This window comes from Sphingomonas cremea, from assembly GCF_021502585.1.
Lineage (GTDB): Bacteria > Pseudomonadota > Alphaproteobacteria > Sphingomonadales > Sphingomonadaceae > Sphingomicrobium > Sphingomicrobium cremea.
Genome location: NZ_JAKFGM010000003.1, coordinates 244261 through 266057, shown reverse-complemented (window position 1 = coordinate 266057; position 21797 = coordinate 244261). Strand labels below are relative to the sequence as shown.

At 61.1% G+C, this 21797-nt stretch carries 23 protein-coding genes; 12 read left to right on the top strand and 11 right to left on the bottom strand.

The window, feature by feature from the left end; genetic code table 11:
* Positions 1-10 precede the first annotated feature (10 nt).
* A complete protein-coding gene (locus LVY65_RS11565; protein ID WP_235068409.1) occupies positions 11-631 on the bottom strand; it encodes a response regulator in 621 nt (206 codons plus the stop codon).
* The gene (locus tag LVY65_RS11560) at positions 628-2280 is read right to left on the bottom strand and encodes a sensor histidine kinase (protein WP_235068408.1); all 1653 of its coding nucleotides are present in this window, start codon (positions 2278-2280) and stop codon (positions 628-630) included. The genes LVY65_RS11565 and LVY65_RS11560 overlap by 4 nt, the downstream gene beginning before the upstream one ends.
* A gap of 298 nt (positions 2281-2578) precedes the next feature.
* Between LVY65_RS11560 and LVY65_RS13385 the strand changes: the two genes are divergently transcribed.
* Positions 2579-3214 carry a hypothetical protein gene (locus LVY65_RS13385; RefSeq protein WP_328282519.1) on the top strand — a complete coding sequence of 212 codons (636 nt, stop codon included), beginning with the start codon at positions 2579-2581 and terminating at the stop codon, positions 3212-3214.
* Positions 3215-3286: 72 nt separating this feature from the next.
* Here LVY65_RS13385 and LVY65_RS11550 read toward each other — a convergent pair whose 3' ends face one another.
* The 4 genes from LVY65_RS11550 to LVY65_RS11535 are packed head-to-tail and all read right to left on the bottom strand — an operon-like array spanning position 3287 to position 5050.
* The gene (locus tag LVY65_RS11550; RefSeq protein ID WP_235068407.1) at positions 3287-3784 is read right to left on the bottom strand and encodes an SRPBCC family protein; all 498 of its coding nucleotides are present in this window, start codon (positions 3782-3784) and stop codon (positions 3287-3289) included.
* A gap of 32 nt (positions 3785-3816) precedes the next feature.
* The gene (locus LVY65_RS11545) at positions 3817-4032 is read right to left on the bottom strand and encodes a DUF4287 domain-containing protein (RefSeq protein WP_235068406.1); all 216 of its coding nucleotides are present in this window, start codon (positions 4030-4032) and stop codon (positions 3817-3819) included.
* A gap of 23 nt (positions 4033-4055) precedes the next feature.
* Positions 4056-4718, bottom strand: a complete 663-nt coding sequence (locus LVY65_RS11540) for a DUF998 domain-containing protein (RefSeq protein ID WP_235068405.1) — start codon at positions 4716-4718, stop codon at positions 4056-4058.
* Positions 4715-5050, bottom strand: a complete 336-nt coding sequence (locus tag LVY65_RS11535) for an ArsR/SmtB family transcription factor (protein WP_268828744.1) — start codon at positions 5048-5050, stop codon at positions 4715-4717. Before LVY65_RS11535 ends, LVY65_RS11540 begins: the two co-directional genes overlap by 4 nt.
* Positions 5051-5142: 92 nt before the next feature.
* Here LVY65_RS11535 and guaA point away from each other — a divergent pair, with 92 nt between their 5' ends.
* From guaA to LVY65_RS11515, 4 genes are all read left to right on the top strand, one after another.
* A complete protein-coding gene (guaA, locus tag LVY65_RS11530) occupies positions 5143-6699 on the top strand; it encodes a glutamine-hydrolyzing GMP synthase (protein ID WP_235068402.1) in 1557 nt (518 codons plus the stop codon).
* A 152-nt stretch (positions 6700-6851) separates the two neighbouring features.
* Positions 6852-7958, top strand: a complete 1107-nt coding sequence (locus tag LVY65_RS11525) for a DUF47 family protein (RefSeq protein WP_235068400.1) — start codon at positions 6852-6854, stop codon at positions 7956-7958.
* Between the two features lie 14 nt (positions 7959-7972).
* A complete protein-coding gene (locus LVY65_RS11520) occupies positions 7973-8989 on the top strand; it encodes an inorganic phosphate transporter (protein ID WP_235068397.1) in 1017 nt (338 codons plus the stop codon).
* A gap of 100 nt (positions 8990-9089) precedes the next feature.
* Positions 9090-9479 carry a hypothetical protein gene (locus LVY65_RS11515; RefSeq protein ID WP_235068396.1) on the top strand — a complete coding sequence of 130 codons (390 nt, stop codon included), beginning with the start codon at positions 9090-9092 and terminating at the stop codon, positions 9477-9479.
* 61 nt (positions 9480-9540) lie between these two features.
* Here the strand turns inward: LVY65_RS11515 and LVY65_RS11510 are convergent, their stop codons facing one another.
* The 3 genes from LVY65_RS11510 to LVY65_RS11500 form a co-directional block, all read right to left on the bottom strand.
* Positions 9541-10005, bottom strand: a complete 465-nt coding sequence (locus tag LVY65_RS11510) for a nuclear transport factor 2 family protein (RefSeq protein ID WP_235068395.1) — start codon at positions 10003-10005, stop codon at positions 9541-9543.
* 224 nt (positions 10006-10229) lie between these two features.
* The gene (locus LVY65_RS11505; RefSeq protein ID WP_235068394.1) at positions 10230-10763 is read right to left on the bottom strand and encodes an SRPBCC family protein; all 534 of its coding nucleotides are present in this window, start codon (positions 10761-10763) and stop codon (positions 10230-10232) included.
* Complete coding sequence (locus tag LVY65_RS11500; protein WP_235068393.1) at positions 10760-11125, bottom strand: ArsR/SmtB family transcription factor; 366 nt, start codon at positions 11123-11125, stop codon at positions 10760-10762. The genes LVY65_RS11505 and LVY65_RS11500 overlap by 4 nt, the downstream gene beginning before the upstream one ends.
* A gap of 158 nt (positions 11126-11283) precedes the next feature.
* Here LVY65_RS11500 and LVY65_RS11495 point away from each other — a divergent pair, with 158 nt between their 5' ends.
* Complete coding sequence (locus tag LVY65_RS11495; protein WP_235068391.1) at positions 11284-12819, top strand: PAS domain S-box protein; 1536 nt, start codon at positions 11284-11286, stop codon at positions 12817-12819.
* Between the two features lie 59 nt (positions 12820-12878).
* Positions 12879-13328 carry a hypothetical protein gene (locus LVY65_RS11490; protein WP_235068390.1) on the top strand — a complete coding sequence of 150 codons (450 nt, stop codon included), beginning with the start codon at positions 12879-12881 and terminating at the stop codon, positions 13326-13328.
* Between the two features lie 44 nt (positions 13329-13372).
* Here the strand turns inward: LVY65_RS11490 and LVY65_RS11485 are convergent, their stop codons facing one another.
* A complete protein-coding gene (locus LVY65_RS11485) occupies positions 13373-13666 on the bottom strand; it encodes a hypothetical protein (RefSeq protein WP_235068389.1) in 294 nt (97 codons plus the stop codon).
* Positions 13667-13802: 136 nt separating this feature from the next.
* Here LVY65_RS11485 and panB point away from each other — a divergent pair, with 136 nt between their 5' ends.
* From panB to LVY65_RS13380, 3 genes are all read left to right on the top strand, one after another.
* Positions 13803-14672, top strand: coding sequence for a 3-methyl-2-oxobutanoate hydroxymethyltransferase (panB, locus tag LVY65_RS11480; protein WP_235068388.1), 870 nt, complete (start codon positions 13803-13805; stop codon positions 14670-14672).
* 76 nt (positions 14673-14748) lie between these two features.
* Positions 14749-16527 carry an adenylate/guanylate cyclase domain-containing protein gene (locus LVY65_RS11475; protein WP_235068387.1) on the top strand — a complete coding sequence of 593 codons (1779 nt, stop codon included), beginning with the start codon at positions 14749-14751 and terminating at the stop codon, positions 16525-16527.
* Positions 16528-16707: 180 nt separating this feature from the next.
* Positions 16708-17748, top strand: coding sequence for a TIR domain-containing protein (locus LVY65_RS13380; RefSeq protein ID WP_235068386.1), 1041 nt, complete (start codon positions 16708-16710; stop codon positions 17746-17748).
* Between the two features lie 45 nt (positions 17749-17793).
* Here LVY65_RS13380 and LVY65_RS11465 read toward each other — a convergent pair whose 3' ends face one another.
* Positions 17794-20100: a serine/threonine protein kinase gene (locus tag LVY65_RS11465; protein ID WP_235068385.1), complete on the bottom strand. Its 2307-nt coding sequence runs from the start codon at positions 20098-20100 to the stop codon at positions 17794-17796.
* A 78-nt stretch (positions 20101-20178) separates the two neighbouring features.
* Here LVY65_RS11465 and LVY65_RS11460 point away from each other — a divergent pair, with 78 nt between their 5' ends.
* Positions 20179-20889 carry a PP2C family protein-serine/threonine phosphatase gene (locus tag LVY65_RS11460; RefSeq protein ID WP_235068383.1) on the top strand — a complete coding sequence of 237 codons (711 nt, stop codon included), beginning with the start codon at positions 20179-20181 and terminating at the stop codon, positions 20887-20889.
* A 189-nt stretch (positions 20890-21078) separates the two neighbouring features.
* A complete protein-coding gene (locus LVY65_RS11455) occupies positions 21079-21792 on the top strand; it encodes a tetratricopeptide repeat protein (protein ID WP_235068382.1) in 714 nt (237 codons plus the stop codon).
* Positions 21793-21797 lie beyond the last annotated feature (5 nt).

Here is a 21797-nt window from a genome sequence, read left to right as displayed (position 1 = left end):
CTCCCGGCGGTCACGCCAGGAACTCGTCGGCGCGGATGGCAAGCTCGGTTCGGCTGCTCACACCCAGCTTTTCGAAGACCCCGTGGAGGTAAACTTTGACGGTGCCTTCGGTGACCCCGAGTTGCTCGGCGATTTCCCGGTTGCGCAGGCCCTTGCGCACGAAGCTGATCAGTTGCCGTTCGCGTGGAGCGAGCGAAGGGCGGCCGTCGCTATCCCGGGATCTGGCGAGTTTCCTGGCACGCTTGGCGAGCTCTGGGTCGAACCAGGTCCGGCCGTGGCGCACGCAGTCGAGGCAATCGAGCAGATAGGCTGGGTCGGAATTCTTGAGGACGATTCCCTGCACCTTGAGCGATTTCGCCTCCAGCAACGCATAATCGTCGATCGCTGCGGTAAGCAGGATGACCCGCAGCGACCGCTTGTCGACGCGGACGCGGCGCAGCACGTCCATTCCGCTTCCGCCAGGCATTTGCAGGTCGAGCAGGAGGATGTCGGGCTTCAGCCGTTCAACCTCGGCCAGTGCCGCCTCTCCTGTGCCGGCCGTCGCCACAATTTCATATTCGGAATCGCGCAGCAGGACCTCCAGCGCGGTGCGGATCATCGGGTGATCGTCGGCGAGGAGGATTCGGCTCAATGTAGGCCGCCTTCCCCGATCGGCAGCCAGATCGACATTTTGGTGACCCCCATCCCGCGCGCCATTTCCAGCGCACCGCCAGCCTGTTCGACCCGCTCTCGCAGCGAAGTCGGCATTTCCGGCCGTGAGCCCCGGGCCGGGAATTCCGCGCCGTCGTTGACGATTTCCAGCTGCAACCTGTCAGATGCCGCGGCAAGTCCGATCGTCACCGATTTCGCCTTGGCATGGCGGACGGCATTGGCCACAGCTTCCCTCATCAGCTGATGAGCGTCGAGATGGACCCGAGTGGGGATCATCATTTCCGCCGGTCGGGACGAAAATTCGCAGCGAACATCCCATTGCTTCGACAATCGATCGGCAAGTGCCTTTAGGTCCTTGGCGAGATCGTTGAGCGCGACCAATGGTCCGCTGCGCAAGGACGTGATGAAGGAGCGCAGCTCGCGCTGTTCCTGCAGCATCAGCTGCTTCAGCTCATCGATTTCCGGTTCGACATCCCGGCCGGACGCCTTCGATCGCTTCACGGCCTCCAGCCGGAAGGCCGCGCCCGCGAGGAATTGGACGACGCTGTCATGGAGATCGCGAGCGAGCGTCAGCCGCGATCGCGCTTCGGCACTTTCCTCCGCCGCCTTGAGCAATTCATGCTTCTGGAGGTGTGCCGCAATGTCCATCCCGATCTGTTCCCCTAGGTCGATGTGATCGATGGACAGATTGGGAACGGATTCGAGAAACAACTCGCCCTCTCCCCAATCCGAACGGACCGGGATGGCGAGCCCTTCGCCCAGCGCCAGGTCTGCGGACGCTTGCGGGGAAATCACATCTACTGCCGCGAATCCGGACAGATTGCTGTCATGGTCCCTCCTGAGCGCGCGGTTCCGGCGAAGGTCGTACAGAAACGGCGTCTTGGCGAGCGCATGTGCGATGGCCAGCCCGGGGACCTTGACGATGGCAAGCTCTCCGTCGCGAATGGCAAGACCGGCGAGCTTGCTGCGCCGCTCGTTACGCCAGACGAACACGCCGGCGGAAGCGCTTACTCCATGCATTGCAGCGCGCAGGCCGGTTTCGAGTGGGGATTCATCCAGTGAGGGGCTGGCCAGCAGTTCGTCGTCGCGCAAATAGAAGCGGGCGCGCCACTGATTGGCGCCAAACCAGATAAGGACCAGGGCTACGATCACAAGGTGACCGGTGCGAATGACGAAACGATTCATTTCGAACGGCGCGCCGGGGGTGGCGACCAGCATTCCGACGATCAAATAGAGCAGGATGAGGAGGATCGCGGAGGCGGCGGTCAAATGCCAGCCCCAACGAATCGCGGCCGACAAGAGGACGAAGACGAAGAAGATGTAATAGGGGCTGGTGAAGCCTTCGGTCAGCAGGACCAGCAAGGTGAAAAGGACGATGTCGACCGCATGCGCGGGCCCGGCCAACTTTGCGTCGAGCCACCAATTTTTCCATGTGGCAGCGACGATTCCGGCTGCGAACAGGAGGTAGGCGACGAGAAGTGCAAAGGTCGCTGCAGGGGCATGAGTTGGCTGACTGGAGTCGACCCAGATAGCGATCAGGAAAAGCGTTGCCAGGAGGAGACGGCCGAGGGCGATCACTCGTCCGGATGAATGCTGAAGTCCCTTCCCCACGGTCGATGCATATAACATCGGGGGCAGGGCGCACAGTACCACCGCCAGTCCGCTGCAATTGAGTCACACTATCCTTTGATAACTGGGGCAGTCGCCGTCGGCCTGATATCTGCTGTTTCGTCCGAACCCTGGGGAGCGCGTGAAACATTCGCGCTCCCCTTTTTCGTGGCTTTGACCGGCGAAGCCGCCGCGGCCTGGCCAACCTTTCTACGAGCAAAACAGGACATTCAGGGGCGATGCAGCCTGATACGCCTATGGAACGTTATTGCACCGCGGGAGTCCGGGTGTCTGGACGCGTAAATAGGAGAAAATGCCAATGTCGGCGAAGTTGAAAATACTGACCGGAGCGGCCGGTCTTGCTGCGGCGGTCGGTCTGGCGACGCCGGCGTCGGCGCAATATTACCCTCAGCCGAGCTATCCTCAGCAGGGTTACCCTCAGCCTGGCTACGGCTACGGCACCAACAATCCGGTTGGCACGATCGTCAACAGTATCCTTGGTTACGGCCGGTATCCGTACGGCAACTACGGCTACAACCAGTACAACAATCAAAGTGCTGCGATCGACCAGTGTGCCCGCGCGGTCGATGCCCGCTTGAACGGTTATCGCGGCTATTATGGCTACGGCAACGTCCCGTACGGCGGCGGCTACGGCAATCGATACGGCTACGACAATCAATATGGTTACGGTGGCCAGTATGGCTACAACCAGGGCTATGCGGCCGGCGGTCGTGTGCAGGGCATCACCCGAGTTGAGCGCAAGAGCTACGGCCTCAAGGTCTGGGGCGTCGCAACCTCGGGCTATCGCGGATACGAGGGCTACAACCGCCACGGCTATGGCACCTATGGCTATAGCAACGGCGCAGACCTGAGTTTTGATTGCGAAGTCCGCTACGACGGCCGGATCCGCGACATCGATATCAAGCGCCGCACCGCTTACTGGCGCGGTTACTAATCGAAACGAGTCTGGTTCCCCTAACCGGGGGAACGGGGTGCGCGGGAGTCGAATGACTCCCGCGCATTTTCTTTAGGCATTGGCGGCAAGGCCTTGGGCAAGTTCTTCGAGCTGCTCGGCGCATTTGCCCCAGCCATCGTCGAAGCCCATTTGTTCATGGACGTTACGGTCGGCTTCGTTCCGGTGCAACGCGACCGCGCGGTAAAGCGTTTTGCCGTCCCCCCCATCGGCGAGGGTAACTACCGCAGTCATCGGGAAGCTCTCACAACCTTCGCCCATTTCGGCGGGCCGATATTGTGGAGCCAGCGCGCTCGTCCAAACCAGCTTTTCGCCATCAACGACTTCCAGCACGCAGCCGGGATTGCCATGCCCTGTATCGAAGCCGTCCGGTCCGACCATGCGGATTCGAAAAATGCCGCCGGGGCGAAGGTCCATCTCGACCTCGCTGATCTCATAAGGTTTTGGAGCGAACCATTGCTTCAGCAGCTTGGGATCGGTCCACGCCCTCCACACCAATTCGCGGGGAGCATTGAGGGTGCGTTCCAGCACCAGGTCGTTAGATTTGGTCATCGTCATCCTCCTTCAATTTCTCCTGATGCGCATCAGCCGGCTTCAACCCAGCCATTCAGCTTGAATGCGCACCAGATGGCCATCGCGTGACCGTGGCCCAGTCCGAAATCCTGCTTGAGCCAGCCAACGACTGGCATGGCCTTGGCGTCCGGGCCAAGCAGGCCCAGTTCGGTCGCCAGGGTCCGAAAATCGTCTGGCGTCTTGCCGGTCTTGGTCTCGATATTGCGAATATATGCTTCAAACGACACCGAATTTCTCCTTGGAGGTAGGCTCAGGCCTGCGAAGCCGCCACTGACTCGACCGATGCCGAAGTCGCGTCTGCAAGTTGCATGACCAACACTGCAAGCCAGGCCCAGCCAATCAGCGTCGCGACAAAAAATGCCACGCCGGGCGCAACAATATTGGCCATGCCCAGGCCGACGAGCAGCGGCATCGAAATGCCAGCCGCCAGTGAAATGGTCGACCCGCGGCCCGACAGGCGTCGCGCTGCGACGAAGCAGGCAATGATCAGCGAGCTGAACGCGATCATGAATGCGATCGAATGGACGATCGCACCGGGCGTCATGATTGGTAGCTGATCGTCGGGGGTCCCCGCGGGGAAACCGCAGCAGGCGGGCGGGGGGAATATCCCGGCCAGGACCAGGCCCAGTCCGTATAAGCCAATCAGGATTGGGATGGCGCGGCGGCCGCGACCATCGACAAGGACCCGAGCCATGCCGATCGCGCAAAGCAGGGTTAGCAATCCCGATCCGATGAAGGCCGCGACCATCGTCCAGCCGCCATCGCCAAGGCTGAGATTGCTGACTGCATGCCGCTGCAGGTCGAAGCCCGGGCGGGTCATTATGCCGTAAGTGGCGACGCCGCAAAACAGAATCCCGGCTACCCCACCCGCGGTCAGCAGCATCCGGTCAGTGGGGCTGATCGTGCAGGTCATCTGTCATCTCCGTTGTAAGTCGCGAGAAAATTTTCGAGGCGATCGGCCTGCGCTTCCCATTCGGTTCGGCGATCGGTCAGCCATCGCTCTGCCTCGGCAATCGCATTGCCTTGCAGCCGGGCAGTGCGGATGCGGCCTTTCTTTTCGGTCTTGATCAGGCCGCTGCCTTCCAATGCCTTTAAATGCTGCATCACCGCAGGAAGGCTCATCGGAAGGGGACGCGCCAATTCGCTGACCGAGGCGGGGCCGCGCGAGAGACGTGCAAGCATTGACCTCCTGGCGGGGTCAGCAAGAGCCTGAAAGGCGTGATCGAGGCGTGATTCGTTAAGCATGCGCTTAACTATTAAGGTCAGTCCCAAGCTGTCAAGACACTTAATGATTTGCTTAACTTTACTCCCGCTTCGAGCATCTCTATCGGCCCGCCATGCAGCCCACTGATTCCATCCTCATCGTCGACTTCGGCAGCCAGGTAACGCAACTGATCGCGCGCCGGGTGCGCGAAGCCGGTGTTTATTGCGAGATTGCCCCGTTCGGTCACAGCTGGGCCGCCTATGAGCGGATGAAGCCTAAGGGCATCATCCTGTCGGGCGGGCCGGCTTCGGTGCATTGGGAAGACAGTCCGCGCGCGCCGCACGCCTTCTTCGATGCCGGCATTCCTGTGCTCGGCATCTGTTACGGCCAGCAGGCCATGTGCGAGCAGCTCGGCGGCGAGGTCCTCGCCCACGACGGCGGCGGCGAGTTCGGGCGCGCGTTCATCAAGGTAGTTCGAGAGAGTGCCCTGTTCGACGGGCTTTGGCAGGTTGGCGAAAAGCACCAGGTGTGGATGAGCCACGGCGACCGTGTCGAACGCTTGCCCGACGGCTTCTCTGTCGCCGCCCAGTCCGATGGCGCGCCTTATGCCATCGCCACGGACGAGGCGCGGCGATTCTATTCGACGATGTTCCACCCCGAGGTGGTTCACACCCCAGACGGCGGCAAGCTGCTAGCCAATTTTGCGCGGCACATTTGCGGCTGTTCGGGCGACTGGACGATGGGCGCTTACCGAGCTGCCAAGATCGCCGACATCCGCACCCAGGTCGGCAAGGGAAAAGTAATCTGCGGTCTGTCGGGCGGGGTCGACAGCGCGGTAGCCGCGGTGCTGATCCACGAGGCGATCGGAGACCAGCTGACCTGCGTGTTCGTCGACCACGGCCTTATGCGGGCGAATGAGGCGGAACAGGTCGTTTCCCTGTTCCGCAACAGCTACAACATCCCGCTGGTCCATGTGGACGCGAGCGCGGACTTTCTGGGCGGCCTCACTGGCGTCACCGACCCGGAAGCCAAGCGCAAATTCATCGGCGCGGAATTCATCAATGTGTTCGAGGCCGAAGCAAAAAAGATTGGCGGGGCCGATTTCCTTGCCCAGGGCACGCTCTACCCCGACGTGATCGAGAGCGTCAGCTTCACCGGTGGGCCGTCCGTGACCATCAAGAGCCACCATAATGTCGGCGGATTGCCCGAGCGCATGAACATGAAACTGGTCGAGCCGCTTCGTGAGCTATTCAAGGACGAAGTGCGCGAGCTGGGCCGCGAGCTGGGCCTCCCCGAGGCCTTTGTCGAGCGCCATCCCTTCCCCGGTCCGGGACTTGCCATCCGAATTCCAGGCGAGGTGACCAAGGAGCGGTGCGACATTCTCCGCAGGGCCGATGCCATCTACCTGGAGGAAATCCGGAACGCCGGCCTGTACGATGCGATCTGGCAGGCCTTCGCGGTGTTACTGCCGGTCAAAACCGTTGGCGTGATGGGCGACTATCGCACTTATGACAGCGTCTGCGCGCTTCGTGCCGTGACCAGCGTCGACGGCATGACCGCCGACATTTATCCGTTCGATGCGGCCTTCCTTTCGCGCTGCGCGACGAGGATCATCAATGAGGTCAAGGGCATCAACCGGGTGGTCTACGATTATACGTCGAAGCCGCCCGGCACGATCGAGTGGGAATAAGGACTGGCTTCAAATCCTTGAAACTCGCCCTGTAACAAAACTGCCATTCTTCTTGCGGTGAGCCCGCCGCCGCACTAGTCCCCGTGGCAATTGGTGGGCGGGGTTTTCTTGCCAGGAATCGGGGGTTCAAGGCCATTCGCCAAATTGCTGCATTGCCCTACCGGAACCTCGGACTGGGCCTGGACGCTCCGGTCCAAATCTTGCTCGTGACCTCTCGCGAGACGAAGCGCTGGGTCATCCCCAAGGGCAATTTCGCCAACCACATCGTGCCTCATGCAGCCGCCGCGCAGGAGGCCGAAGAAGAGGCCGGCGTTCGCGGGGCGGTCTGCCCGACGCCGCTCGGCACCTATCGCTATCGCAAGCGCAAGGGCAGCGGAGCCTCGCTCATGGCCGACGTCGAGGTGTTTCCACTCGCCGTCACCCAGGAGTTGAGGGACTGGAAGGAAAAAAATGAGCGCCAGCGCCGCTGGTTCTCACTCGCGGAAGCAGCCGAAGCGGTCGAAGAGCCCGACTTGCGTCATCTCATTCGATCGTTCGGTGCGAGTGAATTCAACAATGCGGCACGCAGCTATGGCGTGCTCGAACTGGTCGCCAAGACATCAAAGGTAGGTCCTATGTTCGCCTGGTTCCAACGCCTGCTGCCCAAGACCGGTGGCTTCTTCGAATTGTTCGAAGCGCATGCGGTCGCGGTGATGGCGGCCGCCGACGCCACGGGCCGTCTCCTCCAGGGCGGGCCGGACATGCACGAAAATGCGCGCGAGATTTACGAACGCGAGCATGACGCCGACCAGATTATTCGCGAAGTCTTGAAAACCGTGCGCGCGACTTTCCTGACCCCGTTCGATCGAAGCGCGATCACATCCCTCATCGGATCGATGGACAATGCCATCGACGAAATGCAGGCAGCGGCCTCGGCCATCGAACTTTATGAGGTCAAGGAGTTTGGCCAGGAAATGAAGGACATGGCGGCGATAATCGTCGATTCCGCGCGATTGGTCGGCGAAGCCATGCCATTGTTGCGGAATGTCGGCGCAAACGGCGAGCGACTTCATGAGCTGACCGAGCGGCTGGTGCGGATGGAAGGCCATGCCGACGAGATTCACTCGGCCGGCCTCAAAAATGCGTTCCAATTGCATCGTGAAGGCAACGCGCTGCAATTCATTGTCCAGCGGGAGATCTTCAAGCACCTGGAGCGCATCGTCGACACGTTCGAGGATGTTGCGAACGAGATCGACGGCATCGTGATCGATCATAGCTGATCGATCGCAGAACCATGCACGAACTCGCTTACCCGCTGCTAATCGGCCTCGTCGTATTGGCCCTGGCGTTCGACTTCCTGAACGGGCTTCACGACGCCGCCAATTCGATCGCGACGGTAGTGGCGACAAAGTTGCTGAAGCCCGTCGAGGCCGTGTTGTTCGCCGCATTCTTCAACTTCGCGGCCTATTTCCTGACGCTTGCCTGGCCGCAGCTACATGCGGTCGCCAATACGATCGGCAAGGGCCTGATCGACAAGGATCTGGTGACGCCCGCCGTTGTCTTCGGCGCGCTGGTAGGCGCGATGTTCTGGAATGTGGTGACCTGGCTTAAGGGGATTCCGTCCTCGTCGAGCCATGCGCTGGTCGGTGGAATTGTCGGCGCCGGAGTGGCCCATGCGGGACTGACCGGGATCCAATGGACCGGGCTCAACAAGACGCTCATCGCGATCGTCCTGTCGCCTACCCTGGGCATGTTCCTGTCGATGCTGATCATGCTTGCGTCCAGCTGGGCGCTAAAAGGGGTCAGCGCCAACACGGCCGAACGCTCGTTCAGATCGCTGCACCTGCTGTCGTCCGCCACCTATTCGCTCAGCCACGGCCTCAATGATGCGCAAAAGACGATGGGGATTATCACCGTGCTTCTCTATTCGACCGGCTATCTGACGGGCGACTTCGAAGTGCCGCATTGGGTGGCAATCAGCTGTTACATCGCAATCGGCCTCGGCACGCTGACCGGCGGCTGGAAGATCATCGAAACCATGGGCAGCCGCATAACCAAATTGTCCCAGCACCAGGGCTTCGCTGCGTCGACCGGTGGGTCGATCATGGTGTTCACCGCTTCACTGCTGGGAATTCCCGTGTCGACCACGCACACCATCACCGGATGCGTCATTGGCGCGGGCGTCGCCCGCCGGGCATCGGCCGTCCGCTGGGGCGTTGCCCAGAATGTGATGATTGCCTGGGTGATCACCATTCCAGCTTCGGCGACGGTGGCGGCGCTATTCTATTGGCTGACCACGCTTTTCGCTTGATCCCAAGGTGCCGTTGCTGGCCGCCATCTGCGGGGTTCCACTGATTGCGCCGCTCTGCGCCAGGGCACATTCCGGTCCCCAGGAACGGTAGGAGCGGGTGATGACCAAGGGACAGAGGGTGTTGGCGATCTCGTGCGGGATCGAGGCGGCAACGGGGCTGCTATTGCTGGTGGCGCCGGCCGTGGTGGCCAAGTTGCTGCTCGGCAGCGACATAGAGGGCGCCGCCATCGTCGTCGGCAATATCGCCGGAGTTGCTCTTATCTCGCTGGCGATCGCCTGCTGGCCGCGCGTCGAAGTGAAGGGCGATGGGTCCTATCTTGCGATGCTGGTCTATAATGCGCTGGTTGGGCTGCTGCTTGCGGAAATTGGAGCCACTGGGGCAATCAGTGGCATATTGATGTGGCCGGCGGTCGTTATCCACCTCATCCTCGCCGTACTCATCGCCCTGGCATCGGTTGGCCACCGTCGCAGAGCGGCGCACGGGGCTTGAAGACCGGAGCACGGGCCGATGATGTGGGAGCGAGGCTAAGCCTCACTCCCGACACGTTCGATCAATTATCAGCCCCCGGAACTGGTGCGAAGTTGGCGTGGACCAGCTTCCACTGGCCGCCCTGCTTCACATAAACACGGGTCGACTTGGCCACGGACGGATTGGTCTTGCCATCGGCGCCGCGCGTGATCCCGGCATAATTGTAAGTCAGTATTGCGGTGTCGCCATAGGTTTGGACCTTGGCGTTCTGCATGTCGGCGAAAACGCTCTTCTGATAGGGCGGCACTTCCGCCATTCGGGTGGCCATGGCCTTGCCGTCGATACGGGTCGGATAGTCGCCGTTGAACTCGGTATAGTCGTCGGCGACCGAGGCCATTTGCTGCTCGGCCGACTGCCCGGCTGCTTCCGATGCCCATTGGGACCGGGCGAGTGCCACGATTTCTGCGGTTACCCTCGGATCGTCCGCAGCAATCGCCGGCGTCGCCAGCAAGGATGTGGCGACCATCAGTTTTGCTAGGATTTTCATCTCATTTGCCCCCTTCATGGCGACGAGCACCATTACCCGCCGCTCGACGGGTACGCTGCACCAGGGCCTGGCCGGAGAAATGCAACGGAGCTATGCGTCGCTGCGGTCGGGTCGCGGCATAGGCGCATGGCGGGGACGGGCTGGCAATCGGGGTAATTCCCGGGGAAAACTCATGCGTGCTAGCTGCTCCGCCCGGTCGATCCGGGCGGAACTGCAAAGCCCGATCAGGCTGGCAATCGCTTGCCATAGTCCGACTTGAGATCAGCCCAGCTGTCCCAGAAGGAGACTGGCTCCCTGCCGGCTGCACGAGCGGCGAGAACATCGAGGTGAGCATGCCAGCCGGCGCTGACATTGAGCAGAGTCTGGCGGTCGGGCAGCCAGCGGTGGATCACGGTAAGCAGTACTTCGGTACCCTTAGGCTCCAGCTCAAACGTGACGCCGCCGGTCTCGCCCCAACTGATGCCAAGCGTGCGCGGCGGGTCGAGTTCGGTGATTTCCTCGGTTCGACGATGCTCGTCGCCGAAGCCTTCGGGGGGATTGCCGGGCGGGTCAGTCAACTCGCTGTTGCGCCAGACCAGTTCGACCGGCGCGCCGACCTTCATCTCCATCGTGCCTGACGCCAGCCACTGGCGACGCAAATCACTTTCGGTGAGGTAAGCCCAGATCCGGTCGATCGGACCGGGCAGAAGGCGCTGGATCTTGAGCGTTGTAGGATCGATCAGCGTTCCATAGGCGTCGGGCCTGGTGAGCAAGGTCATCGGTCGTCTCCTTTTTGGGTCGGGGATTTGCGGGCACCTTCCTCACGGAGGAGCCGTTCGAGAATATCCAGGCGATCGGTCCAGAACCGGTGGTAATAACTCAGCCACTGGCTAACGCCGGCGAGCGGCGCAGGCTCGAGGCGGCAGATATGCGTTCGGCCGCGTATCTCGCGCCGGATCAACCCGGCTCCCTCTAGCGCCCTGATATGCTTAGAGGCAGCAGCGAGTGAGATTGCAAAGGGCTGAGCAAGTTCGCCGACGGATCGCTCACCGTCCGCGAGCTCACGGAGCATTTGCCGCCGCGTGGCATCGCCAAGCGCATGAAACACCGTGTCCAATTGGGGCGAATCAAGTTCAACCATGTGGTTGAATGTGAACAAGCCGAGATTGAAAGTCAACCGTTTGGTTGAATGACGGCTCGAATCGGCCTCTTGATTGTTGAGGTAGCGGAACTACAAACCGCATCGGGAGGGTGCGTTTTTGTGGCCAGTGCCGCTATGCCCTTCTTAAGGATGTGTTTTTGTCCGATCTTTTGAGCCTGTCCGAAGAGCAGCGCTTCCGCCTTCTGGTTACGGCTGTCACCGATTATGCCATCTATATGCTGGACACGGAGGGGCGGATTGCGACCTGGAATCCCGGGGCCGAACGGTTCAAGGGATATACCCGCGACGAGATATTGGGGCAGCATTACTCGCGCTTCTTCACCCCTGAAGATCTTGCCGCAGACTTGCCGGGACGCGCACTGCGAACGGCCCTTCGCGAACGGCGATTCGAAGGGGAGGGCTGGCGACTGCGAAAGGATGGGACCCGTTTCTGGGTCAGTGCGGTAATCGACCCGATATTCGATGAGAGCGGCCAACATGTCGGCTTCGCCAAGGTCACTCGCGACATCACCGACAAAAAATTCGCCGAAGAGGAGCTTGAATCGACACGCGAAGCGCTTGCCCAATCGCAAAAGCTGCAGGCGCTGGGTGAGCTGACCGGCGGGGTCGCCCATGACTTCAACAATTTGATGACCGTGATTTCCGGTGCGAGCGATTTCCTGCTCAAGAATCCCGACATGCCGATCGAGAAAAGACAGCGTTACCTGCAGGCGATCGCTGACACGACCGAGCGGGCAACCAGCCTCACCAATCATCTGCTGGCTTTCGGCCGACGACAATCATTGAAGCCGGTCGTGGTCGACCTCAGCCTGCGGCTCGATGCGTTTGCGGAAATGATCGGCCGGATGTTGGGGTCGCCGATCAAGGTGAAGCTCGACCTTCAGGCAAAGCCCGCTTTGGTGGAAATCGACAAGACCCAGCTAGAGACCGCGCTGCTGAATGCGGTCCTCAACGCTCGCGACGCAATGCCGAATGGCGGCGAGCTTACCCTCGGCACATCGAACTGTACCATCGACGGAAAAAGCGCGGTTTGCGTCAACGTCAGTGATACCGGAACGGGGATAACGGAATCGGTGCTGCAGCGCGCCTTTGAGCCATTCTTCACTACCAAGGAGATTGGCAAGGGCACGGGCCTGGGCCTCTCCCAGATTCACGGCTTCGCGGCGCAGGCCGGTGGGCGGGCGGAAATAGAGTCCAGCGAAGGCGTAGGCACAACGTTGAAAATCTATCTGCCATCAACGGACAAATCCCTGTCGGAGCCCGTGCCGGAAGCCGATATCAGCGAATTGCCTCCCGGCCTCAAGGTTCTGCTGGTCGAGGACAATCCGCAGGTGCGCGAATTCGCGGCGGAGCTGCTGGCGGATATGCACTGCGTGGTGACGACCGCGGAAGAGGGCGCCGCAGCAATTGGGCTATTGCGCTCGAAGCCTTTCGATCTCGTATTTTCCGACGTCGTGATGCCGGGCATAGGGGGCTTGGAGCTCGCCCAACGAATTGAGTCAGAACGACGTGACATGCCTGTCCTGCTGGCAACCGGCTACAGCGACGAACTGCTTGGCAGAGATGGCAGGAATTTCACGGTGGTGTCGAAGCCCTATGACGCGACCATTCTCCGCAATGCGATCTCGTCCATTTTGCAGAGTCGGTGCGAAAAGGCGGTCGAAACGCCCTAGCTTGCAAAGCCGCTGATGCTCGCGCAGGCTCCCATATTGCGACGCAAGGGGGGAATCAAATGACTGACGAATCCGCGACCGACGCCCAAAGCGGCAATCCTCCCATTTGGTATTGGGTGGCGGCCGTTGGAGCCGTCCTATTCGAATGTTTGGGCTGTATCTTCTACCTGGCCGAGGTTCGCCTGACGCCCGAGCAAATCGCCACGCTGCCGCTTGACCAGACGGCCATGCTTGGCGCTCGGCCGGGCTGGTATTATGCTGCATTCGGGGTGGCGGTCTGGGTCGGCCTGGCAGGGTCGGTCGGGCTGCTTTTGCGGCGGGCCTGGGCGGTTCCTGCGCTGCTTGTTTCTTTAATCGCCGTGGCCGTTCAGTTCAGTGCCGTCCTGATCGTGCCGCAGATGCGCACCGTTTCGTCAGATGCCCTGCTTGGGCCGATCGTTGTTGCGCTGGTCTGTTACGGCATCTTCATGTTGTCGCGGCTGGCGAAGCGGCGCGGCTGGCTACGCTAAGCCAATAGGGGCTCGCAACCAGAGGAGCACGCCCCGTCGGCGACCTAGCGGGGCTTCCTGGCCTTCTTGGTCGACTTGGACTTGATGTCAGTATCGGCCACTGCCGGCGAAAGCGGATCTTCACCTTCCTTGGCGGCCGGCGTTGCCGGGTCTGCGGGCGTGGCGGGATCTGCAGGAACCGCCGCGGTATCGGTTGCCGGGTCGGCCGGAGTTGCCGGGGTTGCGGGCGTCGCCGGTGTCGCAGGGTCTGCGGTTGGAGCTTCGGCGGGCTGTGCCGCAAAGCCCGTCCCGGTACTTAGCGCCAGCGTAAGGCCAGCCAAGATTAGCTTGGATTTCATTCTTTCATTCCTTCCTTGGGGTTGGGAGGTGACGAAGCGGGTAAGGGGCGGTTGCCGTTAATCCTCGTCATTGTCGGCGGGCCGTGGGGCAGGCGGGGTTGGCTGTTTCGCGCTGGTAAGGCTAGAAGCCGCCCTCATGTCGACCTTCACCATCGATACCGGCACCAGCCGTGCTACCCCGACGCCAGTTCCCGGCAAGCGCATGACTGTCCCCGCCATCCGCAGCCGCAAGAAGGATGGCAAGACCGAGCAGCCGCTGGTTATGTTGACTGCCTATACGATGCGAATGGCGCAGTTGCTCGATCCGCATTGCGAAATGCTGTTGGTCGGCGACAGCCTGGGGCAGGTGATCTACGGCTTGCCCTCGACCGTGCCGGTGACGATGGAGATGATGTGCGCCCATGGCGCCGCGGTGGTTCGCGGCAGCTGGCATTCGCTGGTTGGCGTCGACATGCCGTTTGGAAGCTATGAAGCATCACCCGAACAGGCGTTCCAGAGCGCGTCGCGGATCATGAAGGAAACAGGCTGCGCTGCGGTGAAGTTGGAAGGCGGCGAGGCGATGGCCCCGACGATCGATTTCCTTACGCACCGCGGGATCCCGGTGATCGGCCATGTCGGCCTGACCCCCCAGGCGGTCAACGTGCTCGGCGGTTATGGCGCGCGCGGCAAGAATGCCGACGAGGCGAAGAAAATCATCGGCGACGCCAAGGCGGTCGCCGATGCTGGCGCCTTTTGCATCGTCGTCGAAGGGGTGATGGAAGAAATTGCCGAAAAGGTAACCGAAGCGGTTGCGGTACCGATTATCGGCATCGGCGCGTCGCCAAAGTGTGACGGGCAGGTGCTGGTAACCGAGGACATGCTGGGACTGTTCGAGCGCACCCCACGCTTCGTGAAACGCTATGCCGACATGGCCAACGAAATTGGCGCGGCGGTTGCTACCTATGCCGAAGAGGTTCGCGAACGGTCATTCCCGACCGAAGAGCAGACCTACCGGCCGAAGAAATAGCGCGCCCGCGAATGTCCCCTGCCGACCCATTGCACGCATCGAGCGGTTTGGGAGATACCGGTGAAATGGCAATAGCATGTTGCTGACGATGGGACCGGTCGATCCGCAGTTTCATCAGCGTTTCCAGGACGCCCTTGGGCGCGGGGATATGTTTGCTTTGTTCGAGCATACTCGGGAAGCGATCGAGCTTTTCCCTGACGATCCCGAAACCCGCTACCTGCAGGCCCTGGCGATGGCGCGATTGGGCGATCCCAACGCCGCAATGCGGCTCTATAAGCGCAATCGTGTCGAGGAAATCGGCACTGAGGATGCGGTTGCACTGAAAGGGAGGCTTCTCAAGGATCTGGCCGTTCGCACTTCGGGCAAAGAGCAAATCGAGCTCTTCCGTCAATCGAGCCAGGCCTATCGGTTGGCAAACCAGCTATCCGACGGATATTTTTCAGGCATCAATGCCGCGACGACATCTTTCCTGGCTGGCGACCGGGACGAGGCCCGCGACCTCGCGATCGCGATCGGTAAGCGACCCGACGTTGCCCACCCGCAGGATTATTTTGCTGCGGCATCGGCCGCCGAGGCGAAGCTGATCTGCGGCGACATGGAGGCGGCGACAGCATTATATGCGGAGGCCCGCCGACGTCCCGATGCTTCCGCCGGAATGATCGCTTCCACCGCCCGGCAGGTAGCGCTTATCGCCGACCGGCTTTCCGTCTCGGAGGATCAGTGCCAGGCGTTGTTGGATTCGATCCGGCCTACGCCGGTGATCCACTTTTGTGGGCATATGTTCCGGTCGGGCTGGTCGGAGGAGGCGAAGATTGCCTCAGAGATCAAGGCGATCCTGGACGAATCCGATGTGATGATTGCCTATGGCTCGCCAGCCTGCGGCGCCGACATCCTGATCGCGGAAGCGATGATCGCGCGTGGGGGCGAGGTTCATCTTGTCCTGCCATTTATCGAGGAGGATTTCGTCAAAACCTCAGTCATCGTCGGCGGTTCGGAGTGGGTCGCCCGCTATGAAAGGATTAGGGACGCGGCCGCGTCCATAACCTTCGCGACTGAAATGCGATGGGTCAACGACGACGAGCAATTCGCCTATTGCGCAAAGCTCGTGATGGGCCTGGCACAGCTGCGCGCAGGGGTCATGCAGGCCCATACCTTCCAGCTGGCGGTGTGGGATGGAGAGCCGGCCAAGGAGATTGCGGGTACCGCGGCCCATTGCGCCGAATGGCGCGGCCTAGGCGGTGAAGTGCGCGTGATTTCGGTCCCGACAAGCCGTCCCCCGCTAGATTCGGCCGCCGTCACTGGCACGCAGAAGCATCCGAGCTGGAAGCTTTGTTCGATATTGTTCGCCGATTTCGCCGGATTTTCGCGCCTCGACGAGGATCGCCTGTCCCAGTTCCTGGAGGTGGTTATGGGCCGGATCGCATCGGTGCTGGATCGCCACTCCGAGGATGTGCTCAGCAGGAACAGCTGGGGCGATGCCATCTATGTCGTGATCATCTCGCCATCAAAGGCCGCTCAAATTGCGTTGGAAATCCAGTCCGAACTCGATCCGGACGCCCTCCAATCGATTGGCCTGCCTGCTGAAGGAGGGATGCGCATAAGCCTTCATCATGGTCCGATCTTCGAGCATTTCGACGCGGTTCAGGGTGCACGGACCTATTACGGCACCGAAGTTACGGTGGCGGCGCGGATCGAGCCGAGGGTCCCAGTGGGCGCGATTTACACCACCCAGCCCTTCGCGGCGCTGATCGAGTCCGACCGAAACAATTATCAGTTTGAGTATGTCGGAAGGATGGATCTCGCCAAAAACTACGGCGAACGCATCCTGTACCGACTTGGCACAGAAGGGGCCTGAACGCCGCTTGATGCGGTCCGAAGACGCCTTTGGCCTCGACTTTCGGGGCTGGTTAACAGACAATAAACACTCGGTTTTCGATTCGCCTTGTGTATGGCGTCGAGACAAGGGCGAGCCAGCAGCGCGTATTTGCGGCCCGGCCATGAGCTCAGGAATTTGGGTTCGAGCTAGGGGATTTGCGTGTCCGGACCTGATATTTTCATCTCTTACAGTCGAGAGGAGCGACCCGCTGCCCGTCATTTCGCCGAATCCTTCGCCAAAGAAGGATTTAGCGTGTGGTGGGACGCCGTGCTGCGTTCGGGCGAAACGTTTGACGAGGTCATCGAGAAGGAACTTAGGGCCGCCAAGGCGGTCGTCGTTCTTTGGTCGAAGCGCTCCGTTGCATCGCGCTGGGTGCGTGCCGAGGCTACTTTGGCCGACAGGGCCAATAAGCTGGTTCCGGTTATTATCGAAGCTTGCGATCGGCCGATCATCTTCGAATTGACCCACGCTGCGGAGCTTGCCGACTGGAATGGTGATACAGCGGATAACCGCTGGCAGGTGCTGGTCAGCGACTTGCGCCGCATGGTCGGCGGAGGAGAAGAGGTCGCAGCGGCTGTTCCAGTCGTTGCCGAGCCCGCAGCAAAGCCGGAGCCGATTGCCGTCGCTGCTCCAGCACCGGCTCCCGTTGAGCGCAAGGCGGCCAATGGGAAATCGTTGGCCGCGAAGGAAGACGAGCTGATGCAAGCGCTCGAGCGGCTCAGCAAATCGCGGCGCACCGACCTTTCCAAGCCGACGCCGCAGGAAGAGGAGCATACGCAGTTCTACCGGCGGTCTGACGAGGTGCGCCTGCAGGAAGGCGAGAATGTTCATTGCCTCCAGAGGCTTGACGGAGAGCTGCCGGAAACGCGCTATGTCATAACGCCTGCCGGCCTGACGATCGGCCGTACTGCACCGGCGGACGTGCTCGTCCCCGGATCCGCGGTATCCCGAGCGCATTGCATGGTCGAACTGGCGGCCGACAAGGTGCGGGTCACGGACCTGAATTCAACCAATGGCACTTACGTCGACAACAAGCGGATCGAACGCAGCGAGATACTGGCGGTCGGGTCCGTTCTTCGTGTCGGAAATGTTTCGTTCGAGCATGAAGTCCTGACACGCGCAGAATTTGAGGGGCTGAACGACCCACTCAATTTCGATCGTGAAGCCGCTCCACGCCAAGCAAGGCTTGCCAGGTCCTGATCTGAATGATCGCAATGGGAGGCGGGAGCCGGATCGGCTCCCGACCTATTGCGCCTGGGACGACTGCTTGTTGAGGAAGACGATATAGGCTTTGGTCTGATTGGCCTTCTTGATCAGTTCGTCGAAATCGCGATCCGTCTTCGCCCCCCGGGCCGAATCCGCTACGTTTGCGAGATATTTGTCGTAATTCTTCGCCAGCCGGGCGTTTTCCTTGCGAATTCCGGTCGCTCCCGACCCCATTCGGATCACGTCTTGGGCCATGCTTCGCCCACTACTGACGATCGAATTAAGCTGCGCCTTCTTCGAAGCCGAAGCACTGGCCGACGACGTCGACGGCGCGGCTGCCGTTGGAGTTGCGGTAGTCGTCGGACTAGCGGTCGCCGGCACGCCAGGCGCCGTCGTCGCTACGGTTGTCCGTGGCGCCGTCGGCAATTTGTCGGCGGCGCGCTTGGCGGCGGCCCGCGCGCTATAGACGGCCGGAAGCGCGGCTGAGAATTCCTGCGACTTGGCAAGGGCAGCGCGAGCCGCGCCCAGTGATTGGGCCGGGTCGGTCAGGTTGGTCGTTCCCTGGGCCAAGGAGCGAAGGGTCGAAAGGATGCTCGACAAGCTCTGCCAGGCCGGGCTGGTCGAGGGTACCTCGCCCGAAAGCTTCTGAGCTTTGGCTTCGGCCTCGCCCAGCAGGGCGCTGACGAACGCCAAATTGGCCGAATTGGCCATTCCCTTCATCTCATCGGTGCGCGCGGCTGCGGCTGCAGCCTGAGCAGGGTTGTTCAGCAGCGGCTGCAGACCGGCCAGTTGCTTTTCCAGTTGGTCGCTGACGGCAGCCAAAGGATCCACTACCGCAGCTGAAATACCCGCGGTTCGAGCATCGTTGGCGAGCGCCCGCTCGGCTGGTGCAAGTTCGCTAATATCGGCAATGGCTACGGGCGTAAGCTGAACGTCGCCCATTCCCGGGATCGGCTCATAATTTTCGGAGCCTTCCGAGCTGCCGAACATATAGGAACCGCCGGCAACGGCCACCAAAAGTGCCAGGGCACCACCGCCGGCAAGCATCACGTTCCGCTTGTTCTTGTACCATGGCTCTTGAGGTTGCTTGGAGTCATCCCGGGCCGGGGCCGCAGGCTTTTTCGGTGCTGGGGCGTGCTCGGTCTTCGCAGTCGCCGGCTTCGCTTCGACCGGCGGCGCTTCGACTTCCTCTACAATCTCAGCAGTTTCGGCCGCGCTATCAGCGGCAGCCGCAGCTGACTTCTTCCTCTTGGATGCACCGGTCTCCTGTCCGGCCCGCTTGAACTGGACTTCGTTCAGATCACTTGGGACCTGCGTTTCGACCGGCTCCTTCTGGTCAAATCCCGGTGCGGGCGGTGGGACCGGCACGATTTCTTCGGACGTCACTTCGTGGGCGAAGAAGCGCGTCGGCTCATCGTCGCCGCTGACCTCCGGCTCGTCATCCTTCTTGCCGAACAACGCGAGCCATTCGCGGATCGATTGCGGGCGCTCCGTCGGACGGATTGTCATGCCCGCGTCAATCGCCTGGAGGAAACGCTTGCCAAAGCCCGGCCATGTGCCGTCAGCCAGTGGCGAGCCCAGTCCTCCATGGAGGCGTTCGAGCACTTCCGGCGGCTTTTCGCCGGTCACGCATTCGTACAGCACTACCGCAAGCGCGTAGATATCCGTCCAGGGCCCCTGCGGGTATGTTTTCACATATTGCTCGACCGCCGCGTAGGGCGGGGTGTGGAATGTGACGGACGTGCTGGTCGCTTCCGCCGCCTCGAATCGCGCGGAGCCGAAATCGATCAGGACCGGCCGGTTGTCGTCCGTGATAAGGATATTGGGCGGCTTGATGTCGCGGTGGAGGACGCCAACCCGGTGCGCGCGATCGAGACCCTCGGCGACCGGCTTGATGATATTCCATAGGCTGCGCTCGTTAAATCGCCTGCCTTCCTTGAGCAGTCGCGACAGCGAAACGCCGTCCTCGAAGTCCATCACCATGTAGGCGGTGCCGTGAACTTCGAAGAGGCTTCGCACGCTTACGATGTTGGGATGCCGCGTCGGAGTCGACAGGTTCCACAGGAGCTTCGCCTCTTCGACGAACTTCTTGAGCCCGAGGGCGTGGACTTCTTCGACGTCCGAGCCAATCGGGACGACCGTGTCCTCGGCGTCGCGCTCGCTTATGGAGCTTGGAAAATACTCTTTTATTGCAACAAGCTCGCCGAAATAAATTCCCCGACCCTTGTAGACGATCCCGAATCCGCCGACGCCAAGAACATCTTCCAGACGCCACTCCCGGATGATCGTCCCGGCCGGTAACGCCTTGTTGCTATAGGCCTTACTCAATGCCGATCCCCTGATCATGCAGTGAAAGAAAAGTTAATCGCACGAAGCTTTCGCAATTGCTAGTCTTCACTCACTGGACTGTTACAAGGAGCAGGGATGGCCTTCGAATGCGTCAGTCGAACCGATGTGGGGCTTCGCCGAAAGGTGAACGAGGATTCCTTGTTGGTCCGCACCGAGCGAGGCCTTTGGGCCGTTGCCGACGGCATGGGCGGCCATGAGGCCGGCGATGTTGCAAGCGCCAAGGTAACCGAGGCGCTGATGCGGCTTCCGGTAGTCTATGGGCTCGATAGCATGATCGAGAGCGCGATCGTAGCACTCCAGCGGGTTAACCAGGAACTGATCGCCCTGGCCAAGGGCAATGCGCAGCGCACAATCGGCAGCACGGTCGTAGGGCTCGGCATTATGAACGGACGATATAGCTGCTTCTGGGCAGGCGACAGCCGCGCCTACCGCCTTCGCGGCGACCAACTCATCCAGCTGACTCGCGACCACAGCCTGGTGCAGGACCTGGTTAGCGCGGGGATGTTGGATCCCGCAGAAGCGGAAAGTCATCCGAACGCGAACATCATTACGAGGGCAGTGGGCGTTGCCGAGGAACTCAAGGTCGACACCGTTGGCGGCGACGTGATGCCTGGTGATCAATTCCTCCTTGCAAGCGACGGCCTGACGAGGCTGGTGGAAGCCCAGGAATTGGCATCGACGCTTTCGTCCAATGGGCCCGCGGAAGCGGCCGACAGGCTGATCGAGACTGTACTCGCGCGCGGGGCGCCGGACAATGTTTCCATCATCATTGCCAAAGCGACCTAGGTCGGCAGAGAATCGTCCGGTTGGCGGTGAACGCTTCGTCGCCGAAACTTTTCCCTTCCTTAACTGAGGCCTTCTTCACCCTTTGCCTTTCCCCGCTGCCGCGCTAGACGGTGCGCCGCCAGCTTCTGTTCATCCGGGGTGGGGAAGGAAGCATGAAGGCGCTCCCCACCAGCAATAACGAGGATAATCTTGGCGCTTCCCTCCGATCCGGCCGAAACTTTCGTCCGCGAAGTCGATGAAAATCTTCGCCGCGACCAGATGCGCGACATGGCCAAGGCCTATGGCAAGTGGATCGTTGGCGCGATCATCCTGTTTCTCGCCGCGGTCGGCGGCTACCTTTATTGGCAGCACCGGCAGGAACAGCAGGCCATCGCCAACAGTGAAGCGATGTCGGCTGCCCTCGACAAGGTCACTACAGGCGACGTCAAGGGGGCCGACGCCGCGCTGGTTCCGCTAGTAGGATCTGCGGACGATGTGACGCGCGCCAGTGCGACATTCGGCCGGGCCGCCCTGGCGCTTCGCCGGAACGACAGAAAGACGGCGATCGAACTTTATAAGCAGTTGGCAGCTGACGATGGCTTGCCGCAGGCATATCGCGATCTCGCCACGGTGCGCGGCACCATGACCGAATTCGACAGCCTCAAGCCGGACGAAATCATCGCTCGACTGTCGTCATTATCGCTGCCAGGTAACCCTTATTTCGGCAGCGCCGGAGAGATGACTGGCATGGCGCTCCTCGCTAAGGGCGATCGCAACGGCGCCGGCCAAATCTTCGCCAAGATCGCCGCAGACAAGCAAGTTCCCGAAACCATCCGCAGCCGCGCGGTCCAGATCTCCGGCTCTCTGGGAGTCGACGCCACAGCCTCGCTGCCCGTCGATCCCGCCGTAATCCCCGCCCAATAGGACGA